Annotated in this window: 26 protein-coding genes; 14 read left to right on the forward strand and 12 right to left on the reverse strand. The window is 66.2% G+C overall.

The annotated features are described in order from the left end of the window. Positions 1 to 23 precede the first annotated feature (23 nt). The 4 genes from ACIA8C_RS13365 to ACIA8C_RS13380 are packed head-to-tail and all read left to right on the forward strand — an operon-like array spanning position 24 to position 4637. Positions 24 to 1385 (forward strand): extracellular solute-binding protein, encoded by a 1362-nt coding sequence (locus tag ACIA8C_RS13365; RefSeq protein ID WP_397134215.1) that lies wholly within the window; start codon positions 24 to 26, stop codon positions 1383 to 1385. 6 nt (positions 1386 to 1391) lie between these two features. Beyond that, a complete protein-coding gene (locus tag ACIA8C_RS13370) occupies positions 1392 to 2351 on the forward strand; it encodes a carbohydrate ABC transporter permease (RefSeq protein ID WP_397134217.1) in 960 nt (319 codons plus the stop codon). Then, complete coding sequence (locus ACIA8C_RS13375) at positions 2342 to 3211, forward strand: carbohydrate ABC transporter permease (protein WP_397134219.1); 870 nt, start codon at positions 2342 to 2344, stop codon at positions 3209 to 3211. The genes ACIA8C_RS13370 and ACIA8C_RS13375 overlap by 10 nt, the downstream gene beginning before the upstream one ends. Before the next feature lies 1 nt (position 3212). Continuing rightward, entirely contained in the window at positions 3213 to 4637 is a 1425-nt protein-coding gene (locus tag ACIA8C_RS13380) for a beta-N-acetylhexosaminidase (RefSeq protein ID WP_397134221.1), read from the forward strand. Here ACIA8C_RS13380 and ACIA8C_RS13385 read toward each other — a convergent pair. From ACIA8C_RS13385 to ACIA8C_RS13400, 4 genes are all read right to left on the reverse strand, one after another. After that, on the reverse strand, positions 4634 to 5512 hold the full coding sequence (locus ACIA8C_RS13385; protein WP_397134223.1) for an aminoglycoside phosphotransferase family protein: 879 nt from the start codon (positions 5510 to 5512) through the stop codon (positions 4634 to 4636). The two genes, ACIA8C_RS13380 and ACIA8C_RS13385, sit on opposite strands and share 4 nt — an antisense overlap. Before the next feature lie 8 nt (positions 5513 to 5520). Then, positions 5521 to 6078, reverse strand: a complete 558-nt coding sequence (locus ACIA8C_RS13390; RefSeq protein WP_397134225.1) for a GrpB family protein — start codon at positions 6076 to 6078, stop codon at positions 5521 to 5523. Positions 6079 to 6250: 172 nt separating this feature from the next. After that, positions 6251 to 6859: a DUF4360 domain-containing protein gene (locus tag ACIA8C_RS13395; RefSeq protein WP_397134227.1), complete on the reverse strand. Its 609-nt coding sequence runs from the start codon at positions 6857 to 6859 to the stop codon at positions 6251 to 6253. Positions 6860 to 7095: 236 nt separating this feature from the next. Beyond that, complete coding sequence (locus ACIA8C_RS13400) at positions 7096 to 7977, reverse strand: phosphotransferase enzyme family protein (protein ID WP_397134229.1); 882 nt, start codon at positions 7975 to 7977, stop codon at positions 7096 to 7098. A gap of 88 nt (positions 7978 to 8065) precedes the next feature. On the opposite strand from ACIA8C_RS13400, the gene ACIA8C_RS13405 reads away from it, so the two are divergent. From ACIA8C_RS13405 to ACIA8C_RS13415, 3 genes are all read left to right on the forward strand, one after another. Next, entirely contained in the window at positions 8066 to 8353 is a 288-nt protein-coding gene (locus ACIA8C_RS13405; protein WP_397134231.1) for a hypothetical protein, read from the forward strand. After that, positions 8353 to 8685 (forward strand): hypothetical protein, encoded by a 333-nt coding sequence (locus ACIA8C_RS13410; protein ID WP_397134233.1) that lies wholly within the window; start codon positions 8353 to 8355, stop codon positions 8683 to 8685. Before ACIA8C_RS13405 ends, ACIA8C_RS13410 begins: the two co-directional genes overlap by 1 nt. A 561-nt stretch (positions 8686 to 9246) precedes the next feature. Then, positions 9247 to 10278, forward strand: a complete 1032-nt coding sequence (locus ACIA8C_RS13415) for an esterase/lipase family protein (RefSeq protein WP_397134235.1) — start codon at positions 9247 to 9249, stop codon at positions 10276 to 10278. Here the strand turns inward: ACIA8C_RS13415 and ACIA8C_RS13420 are convergent, their stop codons facing one another. Further along, a complete protein-coding gene (locus tag ACIA8C_RS13420) occupies positions 10279 to 11094 on the reverse strand; it encodes an alpha/beta fold hydrolase (protein ID WP_397134237.1) in 816 nt (271 codons plus the stop codon). A 137-nt stretch (positions 11095 to 11231) separates the two neighbouring features. On the opposite strand from ACIA8C_RS13420, the gene ACIA8C_RS13425 reads away from it, so the two are divergent. Continuing rightward, a complete protein-coding gene (locus ACIA8C_RS13425) occupies positions 11232 to 12161 on the forward strand; it encodes a hypothetical protein (RefSeq protein ID WP_397134239.1) in 930 nt (309 codons plus the stop codon). Positions 12162 to 12164: 3 nt separating this feature from the next. Here the strand turns inward: ACIA8C_RS13425 and ACIA8C_RS13430 are convergent, their stop codons facing one another. Beyond that, positions 12165 to 13016: an EamA family transporter gene (locus ACIA8C_RS13430; RefSeq protein ID WP_397134241.1), complete on the reverse strand. Its 852-nt coding sequence runs from the start codon at positions 13014 to 13016 to the stop codon at positions 12165 to 12167. Positions 13017 to 13355: 339 nt separating this feature from the next. Here ACIA8C_RS13430 and ACIA8C_RS13435 point away from each other — a divergent pair, with 339 nt between their 5' ends. Beyond that, a complete protein-coding gene (locus ACIA8C_RS13435) occupies positions 13356 to 15674 on the forward strand; it encodes a GH92 family glycosyl hydrolase (RefSeq protein ID WP_397134243.1) in 2319 nt (772 codons plus the stop codon). A gap of 40 nt (positions 15675 to 15714) precedes the next feature. Here the strand turns inward: ACIA8C_RS13435 and ACIA8C_RS13440 are convergent, their stop codons facing one another. Next, positions 15715 to 16284, reverse strand: a complete 570-nt coding sequence (locus ACIA8C_RS13440; protein ID WP_397134244.1) for a TetR/AcrR family transcriptional regulator — start codon at positions 16282 to 16284, stop codon at positions 15715 to 15717. A gap of 79 nt (positions 16285 to 16363) precedes the next feature. Here ACIA8C_RS13440 and ACIA8C_RS13445 point away from each other — a divergent pair, with 79 nt between their 5' ends. The 5 genes from ACIA8C_RS13445 (at position 16364) to ACIA8C_RS13465 (ending at position 20381) form a co-directional block, all read left to right on the forward strand. Further along, positions 16364 to 17290, forward strand: a complete 927-nt coding sequence (locus tag ACIA8C_RS13445; protein ID WP_397134246.1) for an NADP-dependent oxidoreductase — start codon at positions 16364 to 16366, stop codon at positions 17288 to 17290. 152 nt (positions 17291 to 17442) lie between these two features. Next, the gene (locus tag ACIA8C_RS13450; RefSeq protein ID WP_397134248.1) at positions 17443 to 18789 is read left to right on the forward strand and encodes a M14 family zinc carboxypeptidase; all 1347 of its coding nucleotides are present in this window, start codon (positions 17443 to 17445) and stop codon (positions 18787 to 18789) included. Positions 18790 to 18888: 99 nt separating this feature from the next. Continuing rightward, a complete protein-coding gene (locus tag ACIA8C_RS13455) occupies positions 18889 to 19533 on the forward strand; it encodes a class I SAM-dependent methyltransferase (protein WP_397134250.1) in 645 nt (214 codons plus the stop codon). 94 nt (positions 19534 to 19627) lie between these two features. Then, positions 19628 to 19825 (forward strand): hypothetical protein, encoded by a 198-nt coding sequence (locus ACIA8C_RS13460; RefSeq protein WP_397134252.1) that lies wholly within the window; start codon positions 19628 to 19630, stop codon positions 19823 to 19825. A 109-nt stretch (positions 19826 to 19934) separates the two neighbouring features. Further along, positions 19935 to 20381 carry a nuclear transport factor 2 family protein gene (locus ACIA8C_RS13465; protein ID WP_397134254.1) on the forward strand — a complete coding sequence of 149 codons (447 nt, stop codon included), beginning with the start codon at positions 19935 to 19937 and terminating at the stop codon, positions 20379 to 20381. Positions 20382 to 20401: 20 nt separating this feature from the next. Here the strand turns inward: ACIA8C_RS13465 and ACIA8C_RS13470 are convergent, their stop codons facing one another. The 5 genes from ACIA8C_RS13470 to ACIA8C_RS13490 form a co-directional block, all read right to left on the reverse strand. After that, positions 20402 to 21277, reverse strand: coding sequence for a lysophospholipid acyltransferase family protein (locus tag ACIA8C_RS13470; protein ID WP_397134256.1), 876 nt, complete (start codon positions 21275 to 21277; stop codon positions 20402 to 20404). Between the two features lie 25 nt (positions 21278 to 21302). Further along, positions 21303 to 22079, reverse strand: coding sequence for a hypothetical protein (locus tag ACIA8C_RS13475; protein WP_397134258.1), 777 nt, complete (start codon positions 22077 to 22079; stop codon positions 21303 to 21305). Continuing rightward, positions 22076 to 22666: a hypothetical protein gene (locus ACIA8C_RS13480; RefSeq protein ID WP_397134260.1), complete on the reverse strand. Its 591-nt coding sequence runs from the start codon at positions 22664 to 22666 to the stop codon at positions 22076 to 22078. The genes ACIA8C_RS13475 and ACIA8C_RS13480 overlap by 4 nt, the downstream gene beginning before the upstream one ends. A 116-nt stretch (positions 22667 to 22782) precedes the next feature. Continuing rightward, a complete protein-coding gene (locus ACIA8C_RS13485; protein ID WP_397134262.1) occupies positions 22783 to 22965 on the reverse strand; it encodes a ferredoxin in 183 nt (60 codons plus the stop codon). Next, on the reverse strand, positions 22962 to 24431 hold the full coding sequence (locus ACIA8C_RS13490; RefSeq protein ID WP_397134264.1) for a cytochrome P450: 1470 nt from the start codon (positions 24429 to 24431) through the stop codon (positions 22962 to 22964). The genes ACIA8C_RS13485 and ACIA8C_RS13490 overlap by 4 nt, the downstream gene beginning before the upstream one ends. Positions 24432 to 24529 lie beyond the last annotated feature (98 nt).

Consider the following 24529-nt stretch of genomic DNA (forward strand, 5'->3'; position numbering starts at 1 on the left):
GACCCCGCTTGATGCTAAACATTGTGGCACGCAACGCAATACACGTTGCATTATATGCAATGAATGGGACTTTGATGCTGCACCGTGAATTCCGGCCGGGCGGGGCCGTGCGACGCGCACTGACGCTCGGAGCCGCACTGTTCCTGCTCGCCGGGTGCGCGCCGGTGCAGTCCGGTCCGGCCGGCTCGGGTGGCGACGAGAAGACCGGCACCATCCGGGTCTGGCTTTTCGACGAGGCGACTCGCGCCCCGAAGGAAGCGGTGATCAACGAGGCGATCGCCGAGTTCAAGGCGACCCGGCCGAATGTCGACGTCGACGTGCAGTGGGTGCCGGTCGCCGCAAGAGCGGAGAAGTTCGCGGGCGCCTTCAACGATCCGGCCAGCGCACCCGATCTTGCCGAGTTCGGCAACACCGACCTAGCCGGTTACGCCGTCACGGGCGCGTTCGCCGACATGGGGGCCGACCTCGCGGCCTGGCCGGAGGGCAAGGATATCGACCCGTCGGTCCTGGAAACCGCGAAATCCGGCGGCAAGGTCTACGGGCTGCCCTGGTACACGGGCATCCGCGCGCTCTACTACCGCACCGACGTCTTCACGGAACTGGGCCTGCGGCCACCGGCCACCCTGGCCGAACTCACCGACACAGCCCGCCGCATCCACGCGAAAAAGCCGGACCTGTACGGGATTTCGGTCGGCGGCAAATACACCTACGCGATGCTGCCGTTCCTGTGGGCCCACGGCGGCGAGCTGGCCGAGAACGACGGCACGATGTGGAACGCCACGGTCAACTCGGACCGGGCGAAGGCGGGGATCACCCGCTACGCGGAGCTGATCCACGACGACATCTGCCCGCCCGCGCAGTGCGCCGACTTCACCGGAACCCAGAGCGTGCAGGCCTTCGCGGGCGGCAAGGCCGCGATGACGATCGGTGGCGACTTCAGCCGCAAGGCCATGGACCAGGGTGCTTCGAAGGGCAAATACGCGGTGATCCCGCTGCCCGGCACCGAAACAGGCTCCATCGCACCGGCCTTCGCGGGCGGCAACCTGCTCGGCGTCTTCCGCGCGAGCCAGCGGCGCGGCCTTTCCGTCGACTTCGTCGAATTGCTCGGCAGCGCAAAGTATCAGGAAAAGATGTACGTGGCGATGGGGAACCTGCCGACGCTGTCGAGCGTGCAGCACAAGCTCGCGGCGAACGACGCGTTCCTGACGCCGTTCGTCGAGTCGCTCAGGGCCGGTACGAAGTTCGTGCCGAGCACACCGGCGTGGTCGAAGATCGACAGCCAGAATCTGCTGCCGACGGCGGTGCAGCAGATCGCCACCGGCGCCAAGGAGCCCTCGGTGGCGTTGAACGCGGCGGCCGCCGCCATGAACAAGGCATTCAGGTAGGCAGGCATGGCAATTCGAGAACTACCGGTCACCACCGCGGCCCCGCGGCCGTCGCCGAAACCGCGGCGCCTCAGCCGAGACACGATCACCGCGTGGCTGTACCTGGCCCCGGCGGGGATCCTGCTGGCCGCCGTGCTGATCTATCCGATCTATCAGATCGTGCTGATCTCGTTCTACGACTACGGCCAGCCGCAGGCCACCGGCGCGGCGCCGTTGGCGTTCATCGGCCTGGGTAACTATCGAGAACTCCTGTCGGACAGCCAGTTCTGGACGGTACTCGCAAACACCTTCGTATTCGGCGCGGTCTGCGTGGTTGGCGGGCTGGTGGTCGGCACGGCGCTGGCCGTGCTCGCCACCCGAGTCCGCGCACTCCCCCGAATGTTGTTGTTCCTCGCCGCACTCGGCGCATGGGCGACACCAGCCATGGCGGGTTCGTACGTCTGGCTTTTCCTGTTCGACACCGACTTCGGTGTGGTGAACGAGGCGCTCTCGGGCCTCGGGTTCCGTTCGATGGACGGGCACTCGTGGACCTTCGGCACCCTCAGCGCGTTCGGACTGGTTGCCGCCGAGGTGATCTGGTGTTCGTTCCCGTTCGTCATGGTGACCATGTACGCGGGTATCAAGGCGATCCCCGAAGAGGTGCTCGAGGCCGCCGCGCTGGACGGCGCCTCGGTGTGGCGGTCGGCCCGCTCGGTGATCCTGCCGATGTTGCGGCCGCTGCTGCTGATCGCGACGATCCAGTCGATCATCTGGGACTTCAAGGTGTTCACCCAGATCTACGTCATGACCAATGGTGGCGGCGTCGCCGGGCGCAACCTGGTGCTCAATGTCTACGCCTACCAAAAGGCCTTCGCCGGGCAGGAATACGGGCTCGGCTCAGCGATCGGAGTCCTGATGACGCTGTTGCTGTTGTCGATCACCGGACTCTATGTCCGGTCCCAGCGCAGGAGCACCCCATGGCAGTGAAACCGATGCTGCGCGCCCCACGCAAGCCCGGCAGGCTGCTCGCCGAGGCGGTGACGGTGGTGATCGCCGGATTCGTGGCGTTCCCGCTGTACTGGATGGTGCTCTCGGCGCTCAAGCCGGCGGGCGAGATTCAGTCGGCCGAACCGAAACTGTGGACCTTGGCGCCCAGTCTGGACAGTTTCACCCGGGTGCTTTCGATGAACGGTTTCGGCCGGTTCTTTCTCAACAGCCTGCTGATCGCTGTTGTGGTCGTGCTGTTTTCGCTGCTGCTCTCTTTCCTGTCCGCGGTGGCGTTGGCCCGCTTCCGGTTCCGTGGCCGGACCGTGCTGCTGGTGATGATCCTGGTGGCGCAGATGGTTCCCGTTGAAGCGCTGACGATTCCGCTGTTCTTCCTGATGCGCTCGATCGGCGGCACCGTTCCGGCGTTGGGGCTCAACGAACTCGGTTCGATCATGCTGGTAGATCTGGTGTTCAGCCTGCCACTGGCTATCTGGCTACTGCGCGGGTTCGTCGCGGCGGTGCCACTCGAGTTGGAAGAGGCGGCGAAACTCGATGGGGCGAGCCGACTTCGGTTCGCGTGGCAGATCCTGCTGCCACTGGTGGCGCCGGGGCTGGTGTCGGTCAGTGTGCTGTCGTTCATCCACGCCTGGAACGACTTCCTGTTCGCGAAGACGTTCATCATCTCCAAGACCGAGAATCAGACACTGCCGCAGGCGATCCTGGTGTTCTTCAAACCAGAAGACACCGATTGGGGCGCGGTGATGGCGGCCTCGACGCTGATGACCATTCCGGCGCTCGTGCTGTTCGTGCTCGTGCAACGCAAGCTCGTCTCCGGCCTCGGTGGAGCGGTGAAAGGCTGACATGCCAGGTTTCGATACTCTGCTCCCCCGGCCCGTTTCGGCGACCCCGGCGCCCGGCGTTTGCGCATGGCCCACCGAACTCGACGTCCGCATCGACCCGGACCTGCCGCCCGAGGGCTACCGGCTGGAGATCACACCGAACGGGATCACGCTCACCGCGGCGGATCGGGCCGGGCAGACCCACGCGCAGCAGACGCTGCGCCAACTCGCCGGCCCGAACGCGTTGCGCGCCGCGATCATCGACACTCACCAGGTTGTCGTGCCGTGTGGTGTGATCGAGGACAGCCCCCGATTCCGTTGGCGCGGTTGCCTGCTCGACGTGGCGCGGAACTTTCGCACCAAAGCGGAGGTGCTGCGGTTCATCGACCTGCTGTCGGCGCACAAACTCAACGTGCTGCACCTGCACCTGACCGACGACCAGGGCTGGCGCATCGAAGTCCCCGACTTCCCGAAGCTGACCGAAATCGCTTCGTGGCGCACCGGATCGATGGTCGGGCGGCACGACGGCCCCGAACGCGACGGCCGACCGCACGGCGGCTTCTACACCACCGACGACCTTCGGGAGATCGTCGCGTACGCGGGCGATCGTTCTATCACCGTGGTACCGGAGATCGATGTCCCCGGCCATGCGCGCGCCGCGATCGCGGCCTACCCCGAACTCGGCCCCGAGTCCGAAAACCCCTGGGACGTATGGACGTCCTGGGGCATCAGCACCTCACTGCTGAATCCCACACCCGACACACTCGACTTCTTGCGCCGAGTCTTCGACCATGTGCTGGCCGTCTTCCCGTCGGAGGTCATCGGCATCGGCGGCGACGAAGTTCCCGGCGCGACACCAGAACACGGCCGTCTCGTCGCCGACCTCGCCGCATATCTCGCCACCCGGGGACGCCGAGCGTTCGGTTGGGACGAGGTGCTCGACGCGGGCCCGCTACCGCCCATGGTGATCGCCGCGTGGCGCGAAGCGACCGCCGCCGGCCGAGCGGCGGCGGCAGGCCACGACGTGGTGCTGTGCCCGGAAGACCACTTCTACCTCGACCACCGCCAATCCGATCATCCCGACGAACCGATCCCCGTCGGCTACCTGCGCACCCTCGAAGACGTGTACAGCTACGAGCCCACCTGTGACGGTCCACGAGTCATCGGTCTCCAAGCCCAACTCTGGAGCGAGCACCTGGATTCGGTGCGCCGAGTCGACTACGCCGCCTTCCCCCGCCTGTGCGCCATCGCCGAACTCGCCTGGAGCCCAGCCGATCGCGACTACGCCGAGTTCCTCCCCCGCCTACGCGACCACCATCTCCCCCGTCTGGACGCCCTCGGCGTCGAATACCGCCCACTCGACGGCCCACATCCCTGGCAAACCCGACCCGACGTCCCACCGACCGCACACCGCCCGAACCAATTGCCAATGACGTCAGGGTCCTAACGATCAGCCAGCACGCGGTCAAGTGCCGCCCGACCCGCTTTTCCCCAAGTCGGCTGACCACCGGGAAGCCCGCGTTGCCAGGCCAGGCCGATGCTCATCAGCCCAGCGGCACGCAGGACCGCCCACCCTCGCGCGCGCTGGATCGTCGCGGCGTCGGCGTTCGCGTAAGTGTCGAAGAATCGCTCGGCCGCGCCCGCGGGCAGCACCAGCCATGCGGCCGAGAGATCGGTGGCCGGGTCGCCTGCGCAGAGCTCACCGAAGTCGATCACGCCCGCGAGCGTGCCGTTCGAGACCACGACGTTCGCCGGATGCAGGTCACCGTGCAGCCACACCGGCGGCCCGTCCCACTGGGGAGCCGAAACGGCTGCGTCCCATACCCGTTGGACGTCGTCGGCGATTCTGTCCGGGATGGCGGCGTCGAACTGCGCGCCGACATCGCACGTCTCGAGCGCAACCCCCCGACTCGGATTCACCGGCGCATCGGCAGGCGCCTCCTGGTGCAGCACACCGAGGAAGCCTGCCAAAGCGTCCGCCGCGTGGTCGCCGCGCCTGATCGTCGCCCGGTCACTCGGCTCTCCGGGAACCCATCGCGCAATGGTCCACGGCCGTGGAAAGTGGTCCGACGCTTCGCCGAACCGCAACGGTGTCGGGATCGGCAGCGGAAGGCGCTCGGCCAGCATCGGCAGCCATCGCCGTTCCTTGTCCAGCAAGCCCGGCGCCCGCTCGGTACGAGGCAGCCGAACCGCCAATTCCGCACCGAGACGCCACATTTGATTATCCCACCCGCCGGCTACCGGTCGCAGGTCGAGCTCGGCCAAGTCCGGGTGCTGCTCGATCAAGAGGGAGCGCACTAGGACAGCGTCAACCTTGTCCATATCGCGATTCAATCACCCGGTGTCCAGCCGGCCGCCTGGGCCCACGCTTCTGCCCGTCCGGTGATCTCGATGATCAACGGCCCCTTGGCATCTGCGTAAGCGTTCGTATCAGGCCAGTCTCGCTGCGCTAGTTGCTGTTTCAGCCGCCCATAGGCCGCTCGGTCCCGGGCGTCGTGTCGAAGCCAGTCGCGGAACAGCAGGTGGCGACGTTCCCAATCGCTGCCGACCGTGCAAATGTGCACGTGCACATCCCGTTCCGGCGTTCGCACCATTCGATGCCCCGGCTCACGCACGCGAAGTCGATAGCCCGCGGTTAGTAGCGGTTCGAGGTAAGCACCCTCATCTTCGACATCGGGCACGCTGAGGTCGATATCGATGATCGGCTTTGCCACAAGACCCGGCACAGCCGTCGAGCCGATGTGGTCGATGCGACGGGCGACATCGCCGAGCGCGGCACCGATGCGGCCACGCTCCTCCTCGAACCGCTCCGGCCAGGCAGGGCAGTAACCGACAAGGCGGATCTCCCGCTTCTCGATGCCGCCGATCAACTCCATCCGATCACGCATACCGCCCATCCTTGCGCGCCGACGGGCCACCATGCCACCCGGCGCTGGAACGGGCAGCGGAGACCGCTATCCGGAGATGCCTCTGCGGATAGCGGTCGAATTCGCGTCGGCATGCTGATCGCCCACCGATCACCATGCTGATTCAGGAATTGACACTCTCAGGCGTATTTCACTAAGGGCACGACTTCCATGCGAAGTGATAAGTGGTGGTGATACTTCCGTCCGTGGAGTCCATCGTGATGAAGCTGGTGGTCTTTTTCGGGTCGGACGTGCCTGCGTCGACGCGCAATTGAGTATTGATGTTGAAATTGCGGGACTCGCCGCACGGCTGGTAAACGATCGCCCCGACCTCGGTGGAGTCGGTATTCTGCCAATCGTCGCCGAATGGGCCCTTGAGCGTGTGATCGGCGAAGTCGGTCGGTGAATTGCCCTGGAAGTAGTACCTGGCCCGCTCCAGTGAAGTCGCACCCTTCGCCAGGGAGGCGAATCCACGGTAATCCGCCGACGCGATGCCATAGGTGAAGCCCTGTGGGACATGCACTTTCAGGTTGAGCTGGCAGTTCATCCGGAAGTCGGTCGGGCCGGCTCCGATTCCCACCTTCGCGGTGTACTGGCTGTAGGTGACCGTGAAGGCCGTGTTGTCGGGTGAGACCGCGACGGCCGCGGTTCCCGCCGGACAACCGGTGCCATTGACGGTCGCGACGTCGATGACAATCTTGTCCGGCGGAACGGGGCCGTTCCAATCGGGCAACGGCACTCCAGATGCCGGCGAGCCGGCCATCGGAATAGCAAGCGCGAATAGGGCAGCACCGAAAGTGGCTAATTTCTTGTACATGGGATGCCTCACAATGGGCGGATCGGACAGATCTCACTGTAAGACGTCTATACCCACTCGAAGCTCCCCAGCAGAAGTGGGGAAAATCCGGAACTCTTACCGCCCCTACATAATTGGCGGTCGGTTCTCCGGATACGTCGATAACCGTTGAATGTTGGAGTTTTGACTGCTCCGCGATGCGTTTACGGCCGGAGCAGGCGGAAGGTGTCCATTCGCTGTCGATGGTACGCCAGGTCGTCCGCGTCGTGTTGAACGCCACGGCCGACTGCGATGCCGAAATACACTGCCTCCCTGCGCAACCGGTGCCGCATCAGCTGCGCGAGCGCGGTGTCGTCCAGGCACCCGGCCGTGCCGCCTTCGGCGTGATAGGCGTCGGTGAACTGGCGCGCGCCGGTCAGATCACGCCCCAGCACGTCGGCGAATTCCAATGCGGCGGAGGCCAGTTCGACCTCCGGCGGGCCGATCAGCGCCTCGTCCCAGTCGAGCACGGCGGTGACGTGTCCGTCCCTGGCCAGCAGATTGCCCTCGTAGTAGTCACCGTGCAGCGGTTGTGCGCGCACGGACTTGCTGAACTCGGCCAGCCAACGGTCCAAGTCGGGGTCGGGCAATTCCGCCGACGGCGTACCGTCGAGCCCGATCTCCAGGAACGACTTCTTGGGTCGCGGGGACGGCCGATAGTCGGCCAACGCACGGTGTACCCGCGCCAGCAGCCCGGCCGCCTCGGCAACCTGCACCGGATCCGCACTACTTGCCCACTGCCCCTCGATCAGCGGCCACACGGTGATCGGACGACCCGCCACCACCTCGACCGTCGCCCCATTCGCGCGCGGCAGCGGCGCAACGGCCTCCGGCACCGTACTGGCAGCGGCAACGGCAATCCCGTTGCACCACTCCACTTCCGCCGGGTCGCGACGCACCGCCCCGATCCGCACGACCACCTCGCCGAGCCGATACGCGGCGGACTCCTCACCGCCATACAGGCGCACACCGTCGCCCTGGTATCCCCATTCAGCCGCGACAGCAGCCCGAATATCCTCGGTAAGCGGAACGTCGACGTAGATCACGCATCCACTTGTACCAGCGCGATCGACCGGAACGCAGCAGGGTTTTCCGGGGGCCACCTGTAGCCACCAGGCGTAATACACGCGTATTATGGCCGATGTGGGTTTCGAGTGGCCTGATTGGGCGTTGGACATGCTCATCGGGATCTCTCCGAACGAGGTGATGCAGGTGCTGACCAAGCAGCGACGATGGCCACGGCGTGGACGCGGCACTGCGGGCATGGAGATGCTGACGATCTGGGGCCGCACGGCCGCGGGTCGCCCGCTGATCGTCGGCCTGCGCCAGGCCGAACCCTGGCAATGGCAGATCGTCGCCGCCCGAACGATGAGCCCGGAGCAGGTAACCGAGTTCGAAAAGTGGGAACAGGAGAACCAGTGATGGGCGACAACGACTTCCCCGCCACCCCCCGAGGTGTGGACGAGTTGATGGACAGCCTCGTCTTCGACGACGCACCGGTGCGCGAGGCCGACGTACCACCCCCGATGGCGCCCGGCGAGGACATCATGGTGGTGCGATCCCTGCGCATCCCCCTCGACATGGATCAATCCATCAAAGCCGAAGCCCAATCCCGCGGCATCACCATGAGCGAACTCATCCGCGACTGGCTCGCCGTCGAACTCGCCGCCCTAGCCGACGACCAACCCATCTCCCGCGCCGACGCCTTACGCGCCCTCGCCGGTGTCCGCCCAATCCACCACCGCGCCAGCTGACCCCTCGCCCCGCTCGGGGCAGAATCCGCACCCTAACTCGGGACCCGACTTCAGGGCCCTATTCCAAGTGCAGATCCCGAGAGACAATGCGGATCTTCGGCACTAGCCGCGGCACGACCACCGACACCGCATCAACCGCGACCGGCAGGCGTGGCTAGCAGCTCACAATCCCGCAACCACACCGCTAGCGGCCGAATCCGCACCCCAACTCGGGATCCTCACTTTAGGGCCGTATTTCGAGTGCGGATCCCGAGTTGGGTTCGGGTCTTTGGCGGTGGCGGGCGGTCGGGGCGGGGGTGCGCAACGAGGTGCGTTCGACAGTGCTGAACTGGTGGAACGTTGGGTGAACTGTGGGTTAGGGCCAGTTCGGCGATGTGTGGTGATTCGCATGTCGACCGGCCGTGGTTTGCGGACGGCTCAAGACGAGCGAATCAGCGTGAAAGTGGTCACGGCTAATTTCTAGCGAATTTGCTTTAGTCTTCCTCCAACTGGTCGTACGACCAGTTTCTATTCACCTCCACACGCCTGTGCCCAAAGCACCATCTTCCTAGGAATCAGCAAATGAGAAGCATCCTCCGTTCGTCGCGCTCGGTCGCGGCGATCATGGCAGCCGCGATTGTCGGTTTAGGGCTCAATGCCGCGGTGGCCGTTGGGGATCCGGGTCCGGTTTCGGAAACGCATTCGGCCGACACCGTCGGATATGGTCCGGTGCTGACGGACGAGGCCGCGGCCTTCGCCTATGGACTCGTCAATCCGGACGTCGCGCCGCAGGGGTCCAACGACTGGGCGTGCAAGCCCGATGACGCGCACCCGCGCCCGGTCGTGCTGGTGCACGGGACCTGGGCCAGTGCCTTCGGGGCCTACTCGTACATGTCCCCGCAACTCGCCAAGGCGGGCTACTGCGTCTTCACCTTCAACTACGGCCGCGCCAATGTCGCGGGCGCCGGACTCAACCAGCCGACCATCGGCGCCACCGGCTACATCGAGGACTCCGCGAAGCAGCTTGCCACCTTCGTCGATCGAGTCCTCGCGGCCACCGGCACCGGACAGGTCGACATGATCGGTCACTCCCAGGGCGGCGTAGTGGCACGCCAGTACCTGAAATTCGAGGGCGGCGCGAACGCCGGCGACCCCGCGGCGAACAAGGTGAAGAAGCTCATCACTTACGGCGCCACCAACCACGGCACCACGCTCAGCGGCCTCGGCAATCTCCTCGACGTGTTCAAAAACACGATAGGACTTGACCTTTCGACCCCGACCGAGGCGCTCATCGGTCACGCGGGCATCCAGCAGCTCATCGGATCGCCGGTGCTCACCCGGCTCAACGAGGGCGGCGACACGATGTCCGGCGTCGAGTACACCATCGTCGCCGACCGCTACGACGAGGTGTCCAGCCCGTTCACCCGCACCTACCTCGCGGCGGGTCCCGGCGCGACGGTCGACGATGTCCTCCTGCAGGACGGATGCGTGCAGGACATCTCCGACCACAACTCGATGCTCTACTCCCCTCGCGCGGTCTCCCTGGCGCTGCGCGCGCTCAATCCGGCCACCCATCCCGCGCCGGTCTGCTCGATGAACCCGTGGTTGCTCTGATCAGTCTCGGCTGAGCCAGTTCCTGATCTCATCGGTCAGCGGAATCGGGGCGTCGTAATGCATCAGATGCCCCGAATCCCCGACCAACCGGAGCGTCGCGCCGGGAATGAGATCGGTCAGCCTGCGGGCTTGGGCAGCGGGGATCCAGGTGTCCTCGCTGCCCCACAGCACCCGGACCGGGATGTCTATCCGGCCGAGTCGCTGCTCGTTCTCCCGCAGGAAACGTTCGTCGTAGGCGGCTATCTGGCGGTAGAAGGCGGGCTGGCCGTCGTCCCCTGTCCAAGGGGCGACCAGTGTCTCGAGATCGTCCGAGCGCAGACCGCGGTGACTCGCTGCCTGGATATAAGCCCGCACGATCGCGGCGTGAATGTAAGCCGGCAGCTGCCCGAGCAGCTCGGGATGTTCCTGCACGAACCGGAAGAATGGTGATCCACTCGGCGGGATGGCAACGACGTCGATGAGCATCAGCGATCGATACGGCACGCCCTCGACCAGAAGCGTCCGCAACGACACGGCCCCGCCGAAGTCGTGCGCGATGACGTGCGGACGGTCGAGTCCCCAATGCTCGAGCAACGCGGCGAACGCCGCCGCCTGGCTACCGAAGTCGACGGCATCCTCGGGCCGCTTGGACGATCGGCCGTATCCAGGCATGTCCCACACATAAACAGTGAAATCGCCGCTCAAAGCCTCAGCGAACGGGTGCCACAGCACCGACGAGAACGGCGTCCCGTGGCAGAACACGACCGCCGGTCCCCGCCCGATGCTCCCCCACGCGATCCGCCGACCCTGCCATTCGAAACATTCCGAAAGGTCCATACAATAGCGCTACCCCCGATCGCGCCCACGAAAACGGGCAGACAGGGCCCCACTTCCGCCGGGGCTTCACTAGGGTGGCAGTGCGCACGCGGGACGCGGATGTCCTTGCGGTGCAACTATATCCGGAGGGGGTCCCGATGAATGTGCTGGTGCTGGGAGGATACGGAGCGGTCGGCGGGCACGCCGTGCGATTGCTCCGGGCGGACGGACTGCCGGTGCTGGCCGCCGGGCGGGACAGGGCGCGCGCGGACGCGCTGCTCGACCTGTCCGACGTAGCCGGTTTCGAGTCCGCGCTGGACGGCGTCGCCGCGGTGCTCAATTGCGCGGGCGCCGAGGACATTCGGCTGGCCGAGGTGTGCGCCGGGCGCGGGATCCCGTTCCTCGACATCTCCGCCACCAGCGAATATGTACGAAGTTTGGAAGACGTCGCTGGGCCGGTTGTGCTCGGCGTCGGGCTGGCACCTGGCCTGACCACCCTGCTTGCCGTCGACGCCTGGTCCAGTCACCGCAGCCCGATCGACATCATGATCGGCTTGGGATCCGGCGAACGCCACGGCGACGCCGCGGCCGCGTGGACCTATGGCCTACTGGGAAAACACTTTTCCGATCCCAACGGCACTTCCGTCCGAAACTTCACCAGCCCAAGGCATTTCGAGGTGCCGGAGGATTCCGGCTATCAATCGGCCTCGGCCGTGCGCGCCGATTTCGCCGACCAGCACCGACTCACCCGCGACTTCGGTGTCCCGGTCCGTACGTATCTCCGCATGGACACACGCCTGGCCACGCTCGGACTCAGCATGCTCACCAGAGCACCCGCACTGCGGGCACTGGCACCGAAACGGATGCCGGGCAGCGATAAATGGGTCGTGCTCGCGCGCGCATCGAACGGCTCGGCACGCTGGGCCGCCGGTCGCGGCCAGTCCAAAGCAACCGCCGTAGTCGCCGCGGCGGCTGTGCGCGCGGCGATACTGCGACAACCCACCGGACCGACCTGGATCCATCAAATCCTCAGGCTCGACGACCTGCGAGACACCTTGCGCGACAACGAGATCAATCTCGGCCAGTGATCCTCAAGCGAGCGCGATACCCGCGATGGAACCCGCCGCGAGAACGAGCCCGAGCACCTGAGCGCGCGAAACGCGTTCGCGTAACACGGTGAGCCCCAGCACGACTGGAATAGCAGGGTAGAGCGCGGCCAACACCACGGCGATCGCGAGCAACTGTTGCCAGGTGGCCCAGGTGTAGAGCGCGATGGCCACCGTACCGAGCGCACCGGTGCCGAACGCACCGAGCAATAGTCTGGGACGCAGCCGCAGTGACGCGTGCGCACCCAACGCGAGCGGCATGATCGCGACCACCGAGGCGAACCGGCTGGCGACCAGCGGCCAGAGCCCCGCTGCCGAGTCCACCCTGGCCAGTGCGACGAATTGCAGGGCGAATCCGACCCCCGCGATCAGGCCGTCGACGCTGCCGTTGCCGAAACGCCCCTCGCCGTCCGCGTCGCCGGGCGACCGCGAGACCAGCCACAGCGCGGGCATGGCGACGGCTATGCCCGCCCAGCTCAGCAGTGACGGCCGCTCGCCGAGCAGCACGACGCCGACCAGCACCGGCAACATCAGCGCGCCGACATCGCTCAGCGGAACCACCACACTCAACCGGCCACCGCTTACCCCGCGGTACAAGAAGGTGACGCCGAGCCCGGTCCCGAGGCCGGATAACACACCCCATGCCAGCGCGGACGCGGTGACGTCGTGCGCTGGAACAAGCGGCGCGGCAGCCAGAATCAGCACGCAGCCGCCGACCTGCGCGTATAACGCCACGGCGGTGGCGTCGGCACGACGAGCGAGCAGTGCGCTGAGAAAGTGCGTCGTACCGAAGAACACCGCCGAAGCCAGTGCCAGTGACTCCCCCGTACCCATCATCAATACCTCCGATCCGGCCCGGCGTGATCCAGCCCGCGGGCCCGATCTTGTACTCCTGCCGCATAACCGGCCACGCGGCCGCAAAACACGGCAGGCCGATCGACCGACCGGGAGACGGCCACCGCAATGCACGCTGAGCGTGCAGACTCGCGCTCGCGATCTCGAAACCCCGAAAGCTGGTCGGCTACCCGGCGTAGGCAGCGATCTGCGTCCATCTCCGTCGGCACGAAACCACAAACGTGCTGATCAGCGGCGTGTCGAAGGGTCGAGGCACGCCGAGGGCTGCCAGGATGGGCAGGCACAGAGGCAACGTTGTCGCCACGCTCGTCGAGGAGAGGTATGTCGCGTCGCCGGCTTGTCGGCATCGTTGTGCCATTGTTGCTTCCCTTGATTCCCGTTGTGGCGCACGCTGAGACGGTGGGCGATTCCAGTAGGTATGTGAATCCGTTCGTCGGAACGCAGGACGGTGGGCCCGATTTCGGGCACGGCGGCGGGGCGGGGATGACGTTTCCCGGCGCGGTCGCGCCATTCGGGATGATGCAGTGGAGCCCGGATACGGTGCGCACGGCGGGTGGTGGTTACAAATACGAGGACAACCGGATCTACGGGTTCTCGATGACGCACATCTCCGGCCCCGGTTGCACTGGCGCACAGGACTTTCCGGTGCTCCCGATATCCGGGATCATCGGCCGGTCACCGGCCGTCGACGGCGCGGGGTACCTGCAGACCTTCGATCACGCGAACGAGCAGGCCAACCCGGGCTACTACCGCGTCACCACCGACTCCGGCGTGCAGACCGAACTGACCACGTCGACCAGGGCAGGCGTCGCCCGCTTCACCTTTCCGCAGAGCAAGCCGGGCACGCTGCTGCTCGATGTCACCGGCTCGGTGAACGGGGTCGACGACGCCGAGATCACCATCGACGGCAACACCGTGTCCGGCTGGGCGCTGACCGGCGGATTCTGTGGAGCGCGCACCCGATACCGCGTCTACTTCCACGCCACCTTCGACCGCCCGATCACGGCGTCGGGCATCTGGAAGGACGATGTCATCAAGCCCGGCACGACCACCACCCGCGGCGCGGCACCGACGCGACGCACGAATTCCGGCGATATCGCGAGCAACGGCCTCGGCACCGGCGCCTTCTTGCAATTCGACTCGGCGCAGCCGGTACAGATGCGCACCGGCCTGTCCTATGTCAGCATCGACGGCGCCTGCCGGAATCTCGCCGCCGAGATCGGCGCGAAAGATTTCGACACCGTCCGGGTGGACGCGCGCGACGCGTGGCGGCGCAGGCTCGATCAGGTCCAGGTGAACGGCGGCGACCAGGATCGGTTGCGCACCTTCTATTCCGCGCTCTACCACGTGTTCCTGCAGCCGTACATCTTCGACGACGTCGACGGCCGCTACACCGGCTTCGACGGCCAGACCCACCAGGTGCGTCCCGCGGCCCCCGGGCAACCCGCACACCACTATTACGCCACCTTCTCCGGCTGGGACATCTACCGCAGCGAGGCCCAGCTGCTCGCCTGGCTGGCACCCGACGTGGCCTCCGACATCGCCCAGTCGATGTACGACAACGCGCACGTCCTCGGCGACGTGTGGGACCGCTGGTCGCATCAGAACACCATCACCGGGGTGATGAACGGCGACCCGTACCACTCGGTCGTGGCCACCGCGTACGCGTTCGGCGCCAACGATTTCGACGCCGAGGGCGCGCTCGATTCGATGGTCGCGGGCGCCGAACGCGTCGGTGAGAAGGCCGGCTACACCGAACGACCGGCCAACGACGAATATCAGCGCCTCGGCTGGGTGCCCGGCCAGGTGTCCGACACGCTCGAGTACAACATCGCCGACTTCGGTATCTCCCAGTTGGCGCAGCGGCTCGGTAACCGCGCGGTCAGCGATAAGTTCCTGCGCAGCGCACACGGCTGGCAGCATCTGTACAACCCGCTGACCGGCTGGCTGCAACCGCGCTCGGCCGAGGGCTTCTTCGCCCTCCTATACGACCCGTCGGGAACCGACGGATACGTGGAAGGCAATGGCGCGCAATACCATTGGATGACCTTCCAGGACGTCCGCGGCCTCTTCGACCTGATGGGCGGCCGGGCCAAGGCGGCCGGGCGGCTGGACACCTTCTTCACCCAGTTGAACGCGGGCCCGCATGCGCCCTTCGCCTATCTCGGCAACGAACCGACGCTGCAAACGCCGTGGCTCTACGCCTGGGCGGGACTGCCCGGCCGCACCCAGGACGTGGTCCGCCGCGCCCGCACCGAACTGTTCGGCCCGACGCCGAACGGTCTGGTCGGCAACGACGATCTCGGCACCATGTCGGCCTGGTATGTCTGGGCTTCACTCGGCATCTACCCCGTAATCCCCGGCCGCGCTGAGCTTTTCGTGCACAGCCCGGCATTCACGAGGGCGGAGATCCGGCGTTCGTCCGGCGAGCAGTTCACCATCAGCGCCCCCGAGCTCGACGATGCCGCCCCGTACATTCAGTCGTTGCAGGTAAACGGCGAGAACACCACCAAGGCGTGGCTGCCCGAATCCTTCGCGCTGTCCGGCGGCCGCCTCGACTTCACCATGGGTGCCCAGCCCGGCCTGGAGTTCGGCACCGCCGAAGCCGACGCGCCACCCTCGTTCGGCGTCCCCCGCTAGCACTCCGGGCGCCAATTGGCCCTGCTGGCTTGATTACCTGTCAGCACAAGGTACTGGCTGCTTGCACTTCGCGGAGTGCTCGCCGGGCGAGTTCGCCGAACTCGTCGCCGTTGGCCGGGTCGCGCCAGCGCTCGAAGGCGATCTGCCAGGCGAGCGCGCCGAGCTCCGCGGCCACGCGGGAGGTCAGGGCGGGCACACCGCGGCGTTCGAGCGCGTCGATGATCAATGCGGTGAGGCGAATCCCCTTCAGCGCCTCGCGTTCCCGCAGTTCCGGGCTGGCGGCGATCACCGCCGACCGCCGCGCGCTGAACTCGCGACGATCGAGTGGGAACGCTTCCCGCCCGATGAAGTCCAGTGCATGCGCCACAGCTTCGAGCGGGCCTGCCGCAGCAGGCGCCGCGGTTATCCCGTCGACGACCAGTCCGTCCATCGTGCCCCCGCCGAAGAGCACCTCTCGCTTATCCGGGAAGTGCCGGAAGAAGGTGCTCTTGGTGAGCCCGGCCCGCTCGGCGATCTCGACGACCGTCGTGTCGTCATAACCGCGCTCCTCGAACAGCTCGAGGGCGGCGACAACAAGTCGCTCCGATGCGTTGGGCTGCCAGCGGGCCATGCGAACAGCGTACGGCACTTGGTCCCGTCACTCCGTGTATGGTGACAGGACCAAGTCCCATCACTTATCGGAGGCCACCATGAGAGCTGTTATCTACGAGACGTTCGGCGGTCCCGAGGTATTGGAGGTGCGCGAGGTGCCGGAACCGCACGCGGGCCCGGGTGAGGTCCGCGTCCGCGTGACGGCCGCCGGGCTGAATCCCATGGACTGGGGTATTGCCGCACGGCCCGAATTGGCGGCGCAATTCGGCATTGCCCTGCCCGCGGGCTTCGGTTACGACTTCGCCGGCGTGGTGGACGAGATCGACGGCGGCGTCACGGGTTTCGCGGTGGGCGACCGCGTATACGGCGGAGCGCTCGGCAGAGCCGTCACGGATTTCGTGGTGGTCAAGGCGCCCGGCGGGGCGACCGAGCCGCTCTGGCATACGCCGGAGGGCATCAGTGACCAGCTGGCGGCCACGCTTCCGGTGGCAGGCATGACCGCCGCCGCCGCGGTGGCGGCGATCGACCTGCGGCCCAGCGACACCGTCCTGGTCGGCGGTGCCGCCGGTGGCGTTGGGGTGTTCGTCGTACAGCTCGCGAAGCTCGCAGGCGCCAGGGTGATCGGGACCGCCGGGGCGAGCACGTTCGAGTTCCTGCGGCAGTTCGGTGCCGAGCCCGTGGCATACGGCCCCGGACTGGCGGACCGCGTACGGACCATGGCGCCCGGCGGCGTGACCGCGGCAACCGACCTGTTCGGCACCGAGACGGCGGAGACCGCGCTCGCGCTCGGCGTACCTCCCGAGCGGATCTGCACGATCGCCGCCGGGCCCAACCCGCCCGGTGGAGTGCGCGCGACCGGCGGCTTCGACGCGAGCCCTGATGCGCACCAAGGCATCACCGACGCGATCCTGGCCGGCGGGATCACCGTGCCGATCGCCGCGACCTTTCCGATCGAGCAGATCCGCGATGCTGTGACACTTCAGGCCGGGCGCCATGTCCACGGCAAGGTCGTGGTAACGCTGTAACTCGCAAGCCAGGAACCCCGGCGGATAATTGGTTCGGTCATCGGATGTCAGGAGGTATGCCAATCCTGCGGGATCCCTTCTGCTGGGCCCAAACTGGCCCGTAGCCCGCGCGCCGCGCCCACTATTGATGAGGGCGGAGGATGAAGGTTGCGGTGGCGGATGATGTGAACAAGATCGTCGGTGTTGTCGAGCGGATCGACTCGTTTCCCACGGTGGACGAATTGAGTGAGTTCGCCGACAAGTTGGCCGAGGCGGTGCCGGAGCGGGTGACGGTCGCCGAGATCGGCAGGTCACGCGGGGGCGACCCGATTCGCGAGGTGCGGGTCGGGTCGGGGACACGGCAGGTGGTTGTTATCGGAAATCCGCATCCGAACGAACCCATCGGGATGGCGACGATCCGCCACCTGCTCGGCAGGCTGACCGCGGACGACGCGCAAAGCTTGGGCGCCACCTGGCATTTCGTGCTCTGTATCGATCCCGACGGAACGCGACTCAACGAGGGATGGTTCGCCGAGGCGCGGACCAGGACCGGCGTCGCGCGCAATTTCTATCGTCCGCCCGCGGCCGAGCAGCCGGAGTGGTGCTTCCCGACCCGTTGGCGCGGCAACGATGTCGGCACACCCCTGCCAGAAACTCGGGCACTGATGGGCTTGATCGATCGCACCCGTCCGGCGCTGATCGTGTCGCTGCACAACGCCGATTTCGGCGGCGGTTTCTTCTACACCACCGGCGGCGATCGCGACTACTGGACCGGACTCACCGACGAGCTGACTGCCGCGGGCGTGCCGATCTACGAAGGGGAACCCGACGTGCCCGGCGCCAGAACCTGGGCGCCAGGGGTTTTCGAACTTCCGACGTTCCAGCGGATAGCCGAAACCCTGACGGCCGAAGGCGTCGAACCACTGGCGATGATGTACGGCGCGGGCATCCGCGACTACGCGGCCGTCCACGAAACCGCCCTCCTGGTCTGCGAATTGCCGATGTGGGTCGACGCACGGGTTACCGACGACACCCCTAGCGGACACTCCCTGGCGAGTGTCTTGTGTTCCACCGCAACCGCTTACGAGGAAATCGCCGACATCGTGCACGGCGTCCTCGACCGACTGGCCGATCGCCTGACCGGCCGCAGTCCCTTCGAACGCGCACTCATCGACACGGTCCGAGCCCTACGCGGAAACGCCACCGCCAAACGCTCCGCCACCGACTCACGCACCGCGACCCTCGGCGAAATCTTCATCGAAAACTACGTCTGGGTCGGCGTCGCCCGGCTCCGGGCAGGTGGCATGCTGCTACGCCTGTTGGACGAAGCGGCCCGCCAGCACGCCACCACCCAAATAGCCACCGAGCGCGCCCAATTCGCCGCCATCTTCGAAAAGTGGTGCACCGACATCGAAACCAACGCCCCCGGCCACCCCATTCCCATCCACCGCCTGGTCACCATCCAATCCGCAGCGATCCTCATCGCCGCCATCCGCCTGAACACCAACCTCCCGCTCTGAGGGCGCTGAATTCCATCATCTGGCTGCCGTTGGTGACGGAATCAGCCAGGACTAGCTAGCCAGCTGGTGACGGATCGGCCGGTCCGGTGAGCTGGGGTCATGATTCTCGACTTCGATGACCTGTATACGACCGCTACCGTGCCGTGGGATCTCGGCGAGCCGCAACCGGCTGTTGTCGCATTGGAGCAGGCGGGAAGGATATCCGGTTCGGTGCTCGATGTGGGCTGTGGCCTTGGGGACAACGCGATCTATCTGGCTCGACGGGGTTACCGGGTGACTGCGATCGATGCCGCCGCGCGTGCTGTCGAGCTGGCCCGCAAGCGGGCGGTGGCGGGTGGGGTTGACGTCGAGTTCGCGGTCGCCGATGCCACTCGACTCGACGGGTTCGACGGCCGGTTCGACACGGTGCTGGACTGCGCGCTCTACCACTGTCTGACCAATGAGCAGCGCGTACGGTTCGTCGCGGCCTTGCATCGCGCCACGAAACCCGGCGCGTTGTTGAGCATGTTGTGTTTCTCCGACGGGTTGGTCAGTGGAGTACCTGCGCCGCTTCCCGTGCCGGAGCGCAACATTCGTGACACGCTGGCCGCCGGCGGCTGGGACGTCACCGACCTGACGTCCGGAGAGCTGCTCGCGGTGACCGGGTCCTCGCACGAGTTCTTGACGCAGTACCCGGGCGCGGTGGCCGACGCTCAGGGGCGGATTCCGATGCCGATCTGGATCGTGCGGGCGCTTCGCCGGTAGGTGGTGAACCACGATCGGCGCACGGACAAGCCGCTGACGTTGCGATTCAACAATCACGGTTTCGTAACGGCGCCGAGTGGGTATTGAGAGATGTATGACATCGACGGATCACCGACCAGCCCGGATCGCCGGCGTGGAGCCGGGGACCGCGGTACTGGCATTCGCTACCTGCCTTGCCTTTTCGATCGGCATCGCCGCTATTACGCAGTCTGCTACCACCACGGTCCTCGCGTTCGCCAGCATCGCGGCCGGACTCGCACTCGTACTGACCATCCTGCCGCACAAGGCATAACCCCCTCTCGCCTCCGCCACCGCTGCGACACTGAGCCTTCGGCTATTGATTCCCGGGCTCGAGCCTGGTGGCATAGCGCCGAGGAGATCGGCGCGACTCGGAGGCAAACATGCTGTCCCTACCGGAGATTTCGGACCGCCTGGAGATCCAGGACCTGCTGGTCCGGTATTCCCACGCGGTCGATACCGGACAGTGGGACCTGCTGGACGACATCTTCACCGATGACGCGCACATCGATTACACCGCGATGGGCGGCTCGGCCGGCGACGTGGCGGCGACGAAGAAATTCCTCGCCGCCATGTTGCCGAACTTCCCCGCGTTCCAACACTTGATCAGCAATTCCTCGATCACCATCGACGGCGACACCGCCACCGGACGGACGATGTGTCACAACCCGATGATGCTGTCCGGCGGCGACGGGCCGCCAAGTCTGATGCTGTGCGGGCTGTGGTACCTGGACACGTTCGCCCGCGTCGACGGCCAGTGGCGGATCGCGCGTCGGGTCGAGGAGAAGAGCTACATGTTTGTCGCACAAGCCCTTCCCGGCACGAGCTGAACACCGCCCTGCGCTGCTTATCAGCCGACGATAGGCAGCCCACGCTCGTCCGCGAGGCCACTCAGTGCCTCCTGCATGACGCCGGTGACGTGCTCGTAAGCCGCTTCCCGATCGAGCTCCGGTCCCAGCTCGGCACGCAGATCGATCGGCTCGAGGAACTCGACGGTGACCTTGCTCGGCAACGGAATGTGCCCGGCGAGATCGCCCACATTGAGCCCCCACGGCAAGGCGAGCGAGATGGGAAACACCTTGAGCCGCAACATCTGATCCAACCGCAGCAGCCGGGCCAGCCGGTCCCCGCGCGACAGCATCAACGCGGTCTGCTGGGCACCCATGTTGACCATCGGCACGATGGGAACGTTTTCGTCCCACGCCAATTGGAGAAATCCGGTGCGCCCGGCGAAGTCGATCTCGTCCTCTTTCCAGGTCGGGCGGTGCACCTCCCAGTCACCACCGGGATACACCAGCACCACCGCCCCGTCCCGGAGTACCTGACGAGCGCTGTCCGGGTCCGCACCGACCGTGCCGAAGCGGCGCAACAACGTACCGATGACCGGATAGGCCATCACCATGTCGTGCGCCAACTGGAAGAACGGGCGGTGCGGACCGAACCGGCGCACGAAGGCCAACGTGGCGACCATGACCTCCGGTGAGACGTTGCCCCCGGAATGATTGCCGACCAACAGGACCGGGCCCTCGGCCGGGATCCGGTCGAGACCCCTGACCTCCGCGCGGAAGTACAGCCGCGCGAACAACCAGCCGGGACCCACGGTGTCGATGATGAATTCGGGATCCCGTTCGGCCGGGTCGGCCGCGGGGACCCGCGCGTTCACCTGCTTGGACACCCAGTCGGCCAGCTGGTCGATCCGGTCGGTCGGCAATCGAAACAAGTTCATGGACAACGCCTTCCGCTAGGGCCGCTTACGACTCGATCGACAGCAACCGGTGGAAGAAGCCCCGATAGCCGCGTAGCGCCTGGCGCAGCTCCTCGGTATCCGCGTCCTGCACACCGGAAGTCCGCTCCTCGAGCACCCGCTTGCGCTCCGCGATGGCGGTGGTCAACTGGTAGATGATGTCGGTGACGATCTGGTCCGCCTGAGTGACCGCGTCCCTGGGGTTGTCGACGAAGGTGCCCTGCACCTCACGCCATTTGGTGCGTAGTTGGTCGAGATCGGTGTCGGCGAACAGTGGGGCGCCGACGTCGTCGAGCGAAGACTGTTGCCGCTCAGCACCATTGTCCGTGGCGGTCGACCGTTCCGGCGTCGCGGGCGTGACCTGATCCGGCGCGGCGCTCTGGTCCGCTTCGGTCGCGGCGGAGACACCACCGTCGTCGGCATCGCTGGCCGCGGTCGGTTGGGCGTCGTAGTCGTAGTCAGCGGTGCTCGTCGCCGCGGGCTGCGCGTCGAAGTCCGCCTTGGTGGCCCCCTCCCCGCCCGCGTTCGCCGTGGTCGCGCGCTCCGCCTCCGCGCCGTACTCCGTCGCGCTCGCACCCTCCGGTTCGACATCCGAATCCGTAGTGCTCGCATGCTGGGATTCGGTGTCCGCCGCTGTCGTGCTCGCGTCGGTCTCCGATTCGCTTGCCACCCGGTCGCTCTCGGTGTCGCCCTGCCAGGACGACGAACTCGCCTCCTGCTCGCTCAGCGGGATACCTTCGGTGGATTTATCGGAATGCACGGTGCGCTCGTATTCGGTACTCATGACAGTGCTTTCTTGTCGTGCTCGGACTTCTTGTCAGCTGTCTTCTTGTCGTCGCCCGCGCCATTGAGCAAGTCCTGGAACAGCTCTCGGTAGTGCACGATGGCGGTGCGCCGGTCCTCGGTGGATACCTCGGTGCCGGTCGCCCTGGTCGCGATCTCGTGGGCGGCGCGATAGTGGCCGAGCGGCGCCGCGTGTTCCACGGAGAGATCGGCGACCTGCTGGTCGAAATTCTCGGTGGGATAACCGCGTTGGCCCATCACCGTCGTCAGTAGCCGATCGGCGGCCTGCAGCGCCTCGGCCGGATCGTCGATGAACCGCTCCTGCACCTCGACCCACTCCGCGGTGTACAGCTGCTTCTGCTCCGGGGTCAGCGCACGCAGTTCCAGTTCGGCGTGGCGCTTTTCCCGTTCGGCCAGTTCACGTTCGGCCGCCCGGCGGTCGTCGTGTTCCTCGACCGTCCGGTCGTACTCGGGTCCGAACTTGCCGCGCAGCCGCTGCCTGCGCACCATGGGCCACACCAATAACGCGACGAACAACGCCGCGACGACGACCAGAACGATCACAATGATCAACACTCCAGACGACATCTGTACCTCCTTGCCGAGCCTGTCGTATTCGGACAGGGAATGCCTCGCCGCCAAGGTTCCAAACTCTTGATCTCGCCTGGATCTCCGCAAATACGAAGCCAACTGCGGCTCGGCACTCAGGTCAGGCGCAGGGCCTCGACCGGGCAGCTGTCCACGACGAGCTGAAGGAGGTCGTTGTCGCCGACGGTGTCGGTGGGCGGCTCGACGATGCCGTCGTCGCCGACACGGAACAGGTTGGGCGCCAAGGCTTCACACATACCGTGGCCTTCGCAGCGGGTGCGGTCGGCGGTGATCCTCATGCGGGCAGCCGTTCCAGGCGGATGGGCAGGCCGTCGGCGGGCATGGGGCCGGTGCCCGATACCAGCGGGACCTCGTAGCCCGGCCGGATGGACCAGCTGTATTGCAACAACATCTGGTGCAGAAGGGCTTTGACGGTCATGCCGCCGAAGTACAGGCCGATGCACTTGTGCGCGCCGCCGCCGAACGGCGCCCAGGCGAGTCGGTGGGATTTGTCCTCCCGTCGGTCGGCGGCGAATCGCTCCGGATCGAAGACGTCGGCGTGGTGCCAGTAATCCTCGGTGCGCATCATCGGGTACGCGCCGATCATGACCAGCGTGCCCGCCGGCACGTAGTAGCCGAGAATGGCGGTGTCCCGGGTGGTTTCGCGCACCTGCTGCGCCACCGGCGAGTACAGGCGCAGCGTCTCTTTGAATGCCAGGTCCAGGCCGGGCAGCTGATCGAGGTCGCCGTAGTCGAGGGCGGGCTTGCCGAGGGCGCGGGATTCCGCGCGCAGCCGATCCTGCCATTCCGGATGGCGAGCGAGTTCGTAGACGAGCATGGACGCGGCGATGGTGCTGGTGTCGTGCGCGGCCATCATCACGAAGATCATGTGCTCGATCACCTCCGCGTCCGAGAAGGCATGTCCCTCTTCGGTTTCGGCATGACACAGCACGCTGAACAGGTCGGTGCCCGCGCCCGCACGCTTGGCTGGCAGCTCGCGGCGGAAGTAGTCGCCGAGAATCCGCCGTCCGCGCCTGCCGCGCGACCACGCCCCGCCGGGCACGTTGGTGCGGATGAGCGCGGTCGCGCCGTGCACCGCGTCCTCGAAAGCCCGTTCCAGCACCACACTTTCGGGACCTAGTTCGGCACCGGCGAACACCTCGGTGGCCTGCGCGAGCAGAATCTGCTTGATCGCGTCGAAGACCGGGAAATGCTCGCTCGGCCGCCACCCGGCGACGTCGCGGGTGATCCGCGGGGTCGTCAGGTCCAGGTAGCCGACCAGCCGGGGCCGGGTGAATGCCTGCTGCATGATCCGGCGATGAAACAGATGCTCGTCGAAATCCCGCAGCAGCAATCCGCCGCGAAAGAACGGGCCGATCAAGAACTCCCAGCCGCGTTGCGCCGAGAAGACCTTGTCACGATCCATGAGCACGGCCTCGATGGCCACGGGACTGCCGACGCCGACCGTCTTACGGCCGAGGATACCCATCCAGTTCACCGGCCCGTAGCGCTGAAAGCGCTTGCGTGTCAGGGCGATCGGATCGCTCAGCGCGTGCAGAGTGTAGCCGATTCCCGGCGCACCGAAATCGCCGGGCACCGGCCGCAATCCACTGCCCGGCGGCGGATCGGCCAGCGCGAGCGCGGCGGACGGGTACTGACCGGCGACGCGAGCGCCCCACGTTTGCGCACGTTTGGCGACTCGCGCACGTAAGCGACGGACATCCCCTTGGACATCGGTGACTTTCGGGGGAACCAGAAGACTCATGACGGCCGTCCCTTCGCGACGCTGCGATCCCTTCAGACCATATCGGAAACACGCGTTTCCGTAAACATTTGTTTCCCGACTTCTCTTGTGCAAGGCTG

This window comes from Nocardia sp. NPDC051321, assembly GCF_044455225.1.
GTDB lineage: Bacteria > Actinomycetota > Actinomycetes > Mycobacteriales > Mycobacteriaceae > Nocardia.

Coding starts and splice junctions, on each gene's coding strand:
- ACIA8C_RS13370 (WP_397134217.1), top strand. CDS start 1,392: ATGGCAATTCGAGAACTACCGGTCACCACCGCGGCCCCGCGGCCGTCG.
- ACIA8C_RS13375 (WP_397134219.1), top strand. CDS start 2,342: ATGGCAGTGAAACCGATGCTGCGCGCCCCACGCAAGCCCGGCAGGCTG.
- ACIA8C_RS13380 (WP_397134221.1), top strand. CDS start 3,213: ATGCCAGGTTTCGATACTCTGCTCCCCCGGCCCGTTTCGGCGACCCCG.
- ACIA8C_RS13385 (WP_397134223.1), bottom strand. CDS start 5,512: ATGGACAAGGTTGACGCTGTCCTAGTGCGCTCCCTCTTGATCGAGCAG.
- ACIA8C_RS13390 (WP_397134225.1), bottom strand. CDS start 6,078: ATGCGTGATCGGATGGAGTTGATCGGCGGCATCGAGAAGCGGGAGATC.
- ACIA8C_RS13395 (WP_397134227.1), bottom strand. CDS start 6,859: ATGGCCGGCTCGCCGGCATCTGGAGTGCCGTTGCCCGATTGGAACGGC.
- ACIA8C_RS13405 (WP_397134231.1), top strand. CDS start 8,066: ATGGCCGATGTGGGTTTCGAGTGGCCTGATTGGGCGTTGGACATGCTC.
- ACIA8C_RS13410 (WP_397134233.1), top strand. CDS start 8,353: ATGGGCGACAACGACTTCCCCGCCACCCCCCGAGGTGTGGACGAGTTG.
- ACIA8C_RS13415 (WP_397134235.1), top strand. CDS start 9,247: ATGAGAAGCATCCTCCGTTCGTCGCGCTCGGTCGCGGCGATCATGGCA.
- ACIA8C_RS13420 (WP_397134237.1), bottom strand. CDS start 11,094: ATGGACCTTTCGGAATGTTTCGAATGGCAGGGTCGGCGGATCGCGTGG.
- ACIA8C_RS13425 (WP_397134239.1), top strand. CDS start 11,232: ATGAATGTGCTGGTGCTGGGAGGATACGGAGCGGTCGGCGGGCACGCC.
- ACIA8C_RS13430 (WP_397134241.1), bottom strand. CDS start 13,016: ATGATGGGTACGGGGGAGTCACTGGCACTGGCTTCGGCGGTGTTCTTC.
- ACIA8C_RS13435 (WP_397134243.1), top strand. CDS start 13,356: ATGTCGCGTCGCCGGCTTGTCGGCATCGTTGTGCCATTGTTGCTTCCC.
- ACIA8C_RS13440 (WP_397134244.1), bottom strand. CDS start 16,284: ATGGCCCGCTGGCAGCCCAACGCATCGGAGCGACTTGTTGTCGCCGCC.
- ACIA8C_RS13445 (WP_397134246.1), top strand. CDS start 16,364: ATGAGAGCTGTTATCTACGAGACGTTCGGCGGTCCCGAGGTATTGGAG.
- ACIA8C_RS13455 (WP_397134250.1), top strand. CDS start 18,889: ATGATTCTCGACTTCGATGACCTGTATACGACCGCTACCGTGCCGTGG.
- ACIA8C_RS13460 (WP_397134252.1), top strand. CDS start 19,628: ATGACATCGACGGATCACCGACCAGCCCGGATCGCCGGCGTGGAGCCG.
- ACIA8C_RS13465 (WP_397134254.1), top strand. CDS start 19,935: ATGCTGTCCCTACCGGAGATTTCGGACCGCCTGGAGATCCAGGACCTG.
- ACIA8C_RS13470 (WP_397134256.1), bottom strand. CDS start 21,277: ATGAACTTGTTTCGATTGCCGACCGACCGGATCGACCAGCTGGCCGAC.
- ACIA8C_RS13475 (WP_397134258.1), bottom strand. CDS start 22,079: ATGAGTACCGAATACGAGCGCACCGTGCATTCCGATAAATCCACCGAA.
- ACIA8C_RS13480 (WP_397134260.1), bottom strand. CDS start 22,666: ATGTCGTCTGGAGTGTTGATCATTGTGATCGTTCTGGTCGTCGTCGCG.
- ACIA8C_RS13485 (WP_397134262.1), bottom strand. CDS start 22,965: ATGAGGATCACCGCCGACCGCACCCGCTGCGAAGGCCACGGTATGTGT.
- ACIA8C_RS13490 (WP_397134264.1), bottom strand. CDS start 24,431: ATGAGTCTTCTGGTTCCCCCGAAAGTCACCGATGTCCAAGGGGATGTC.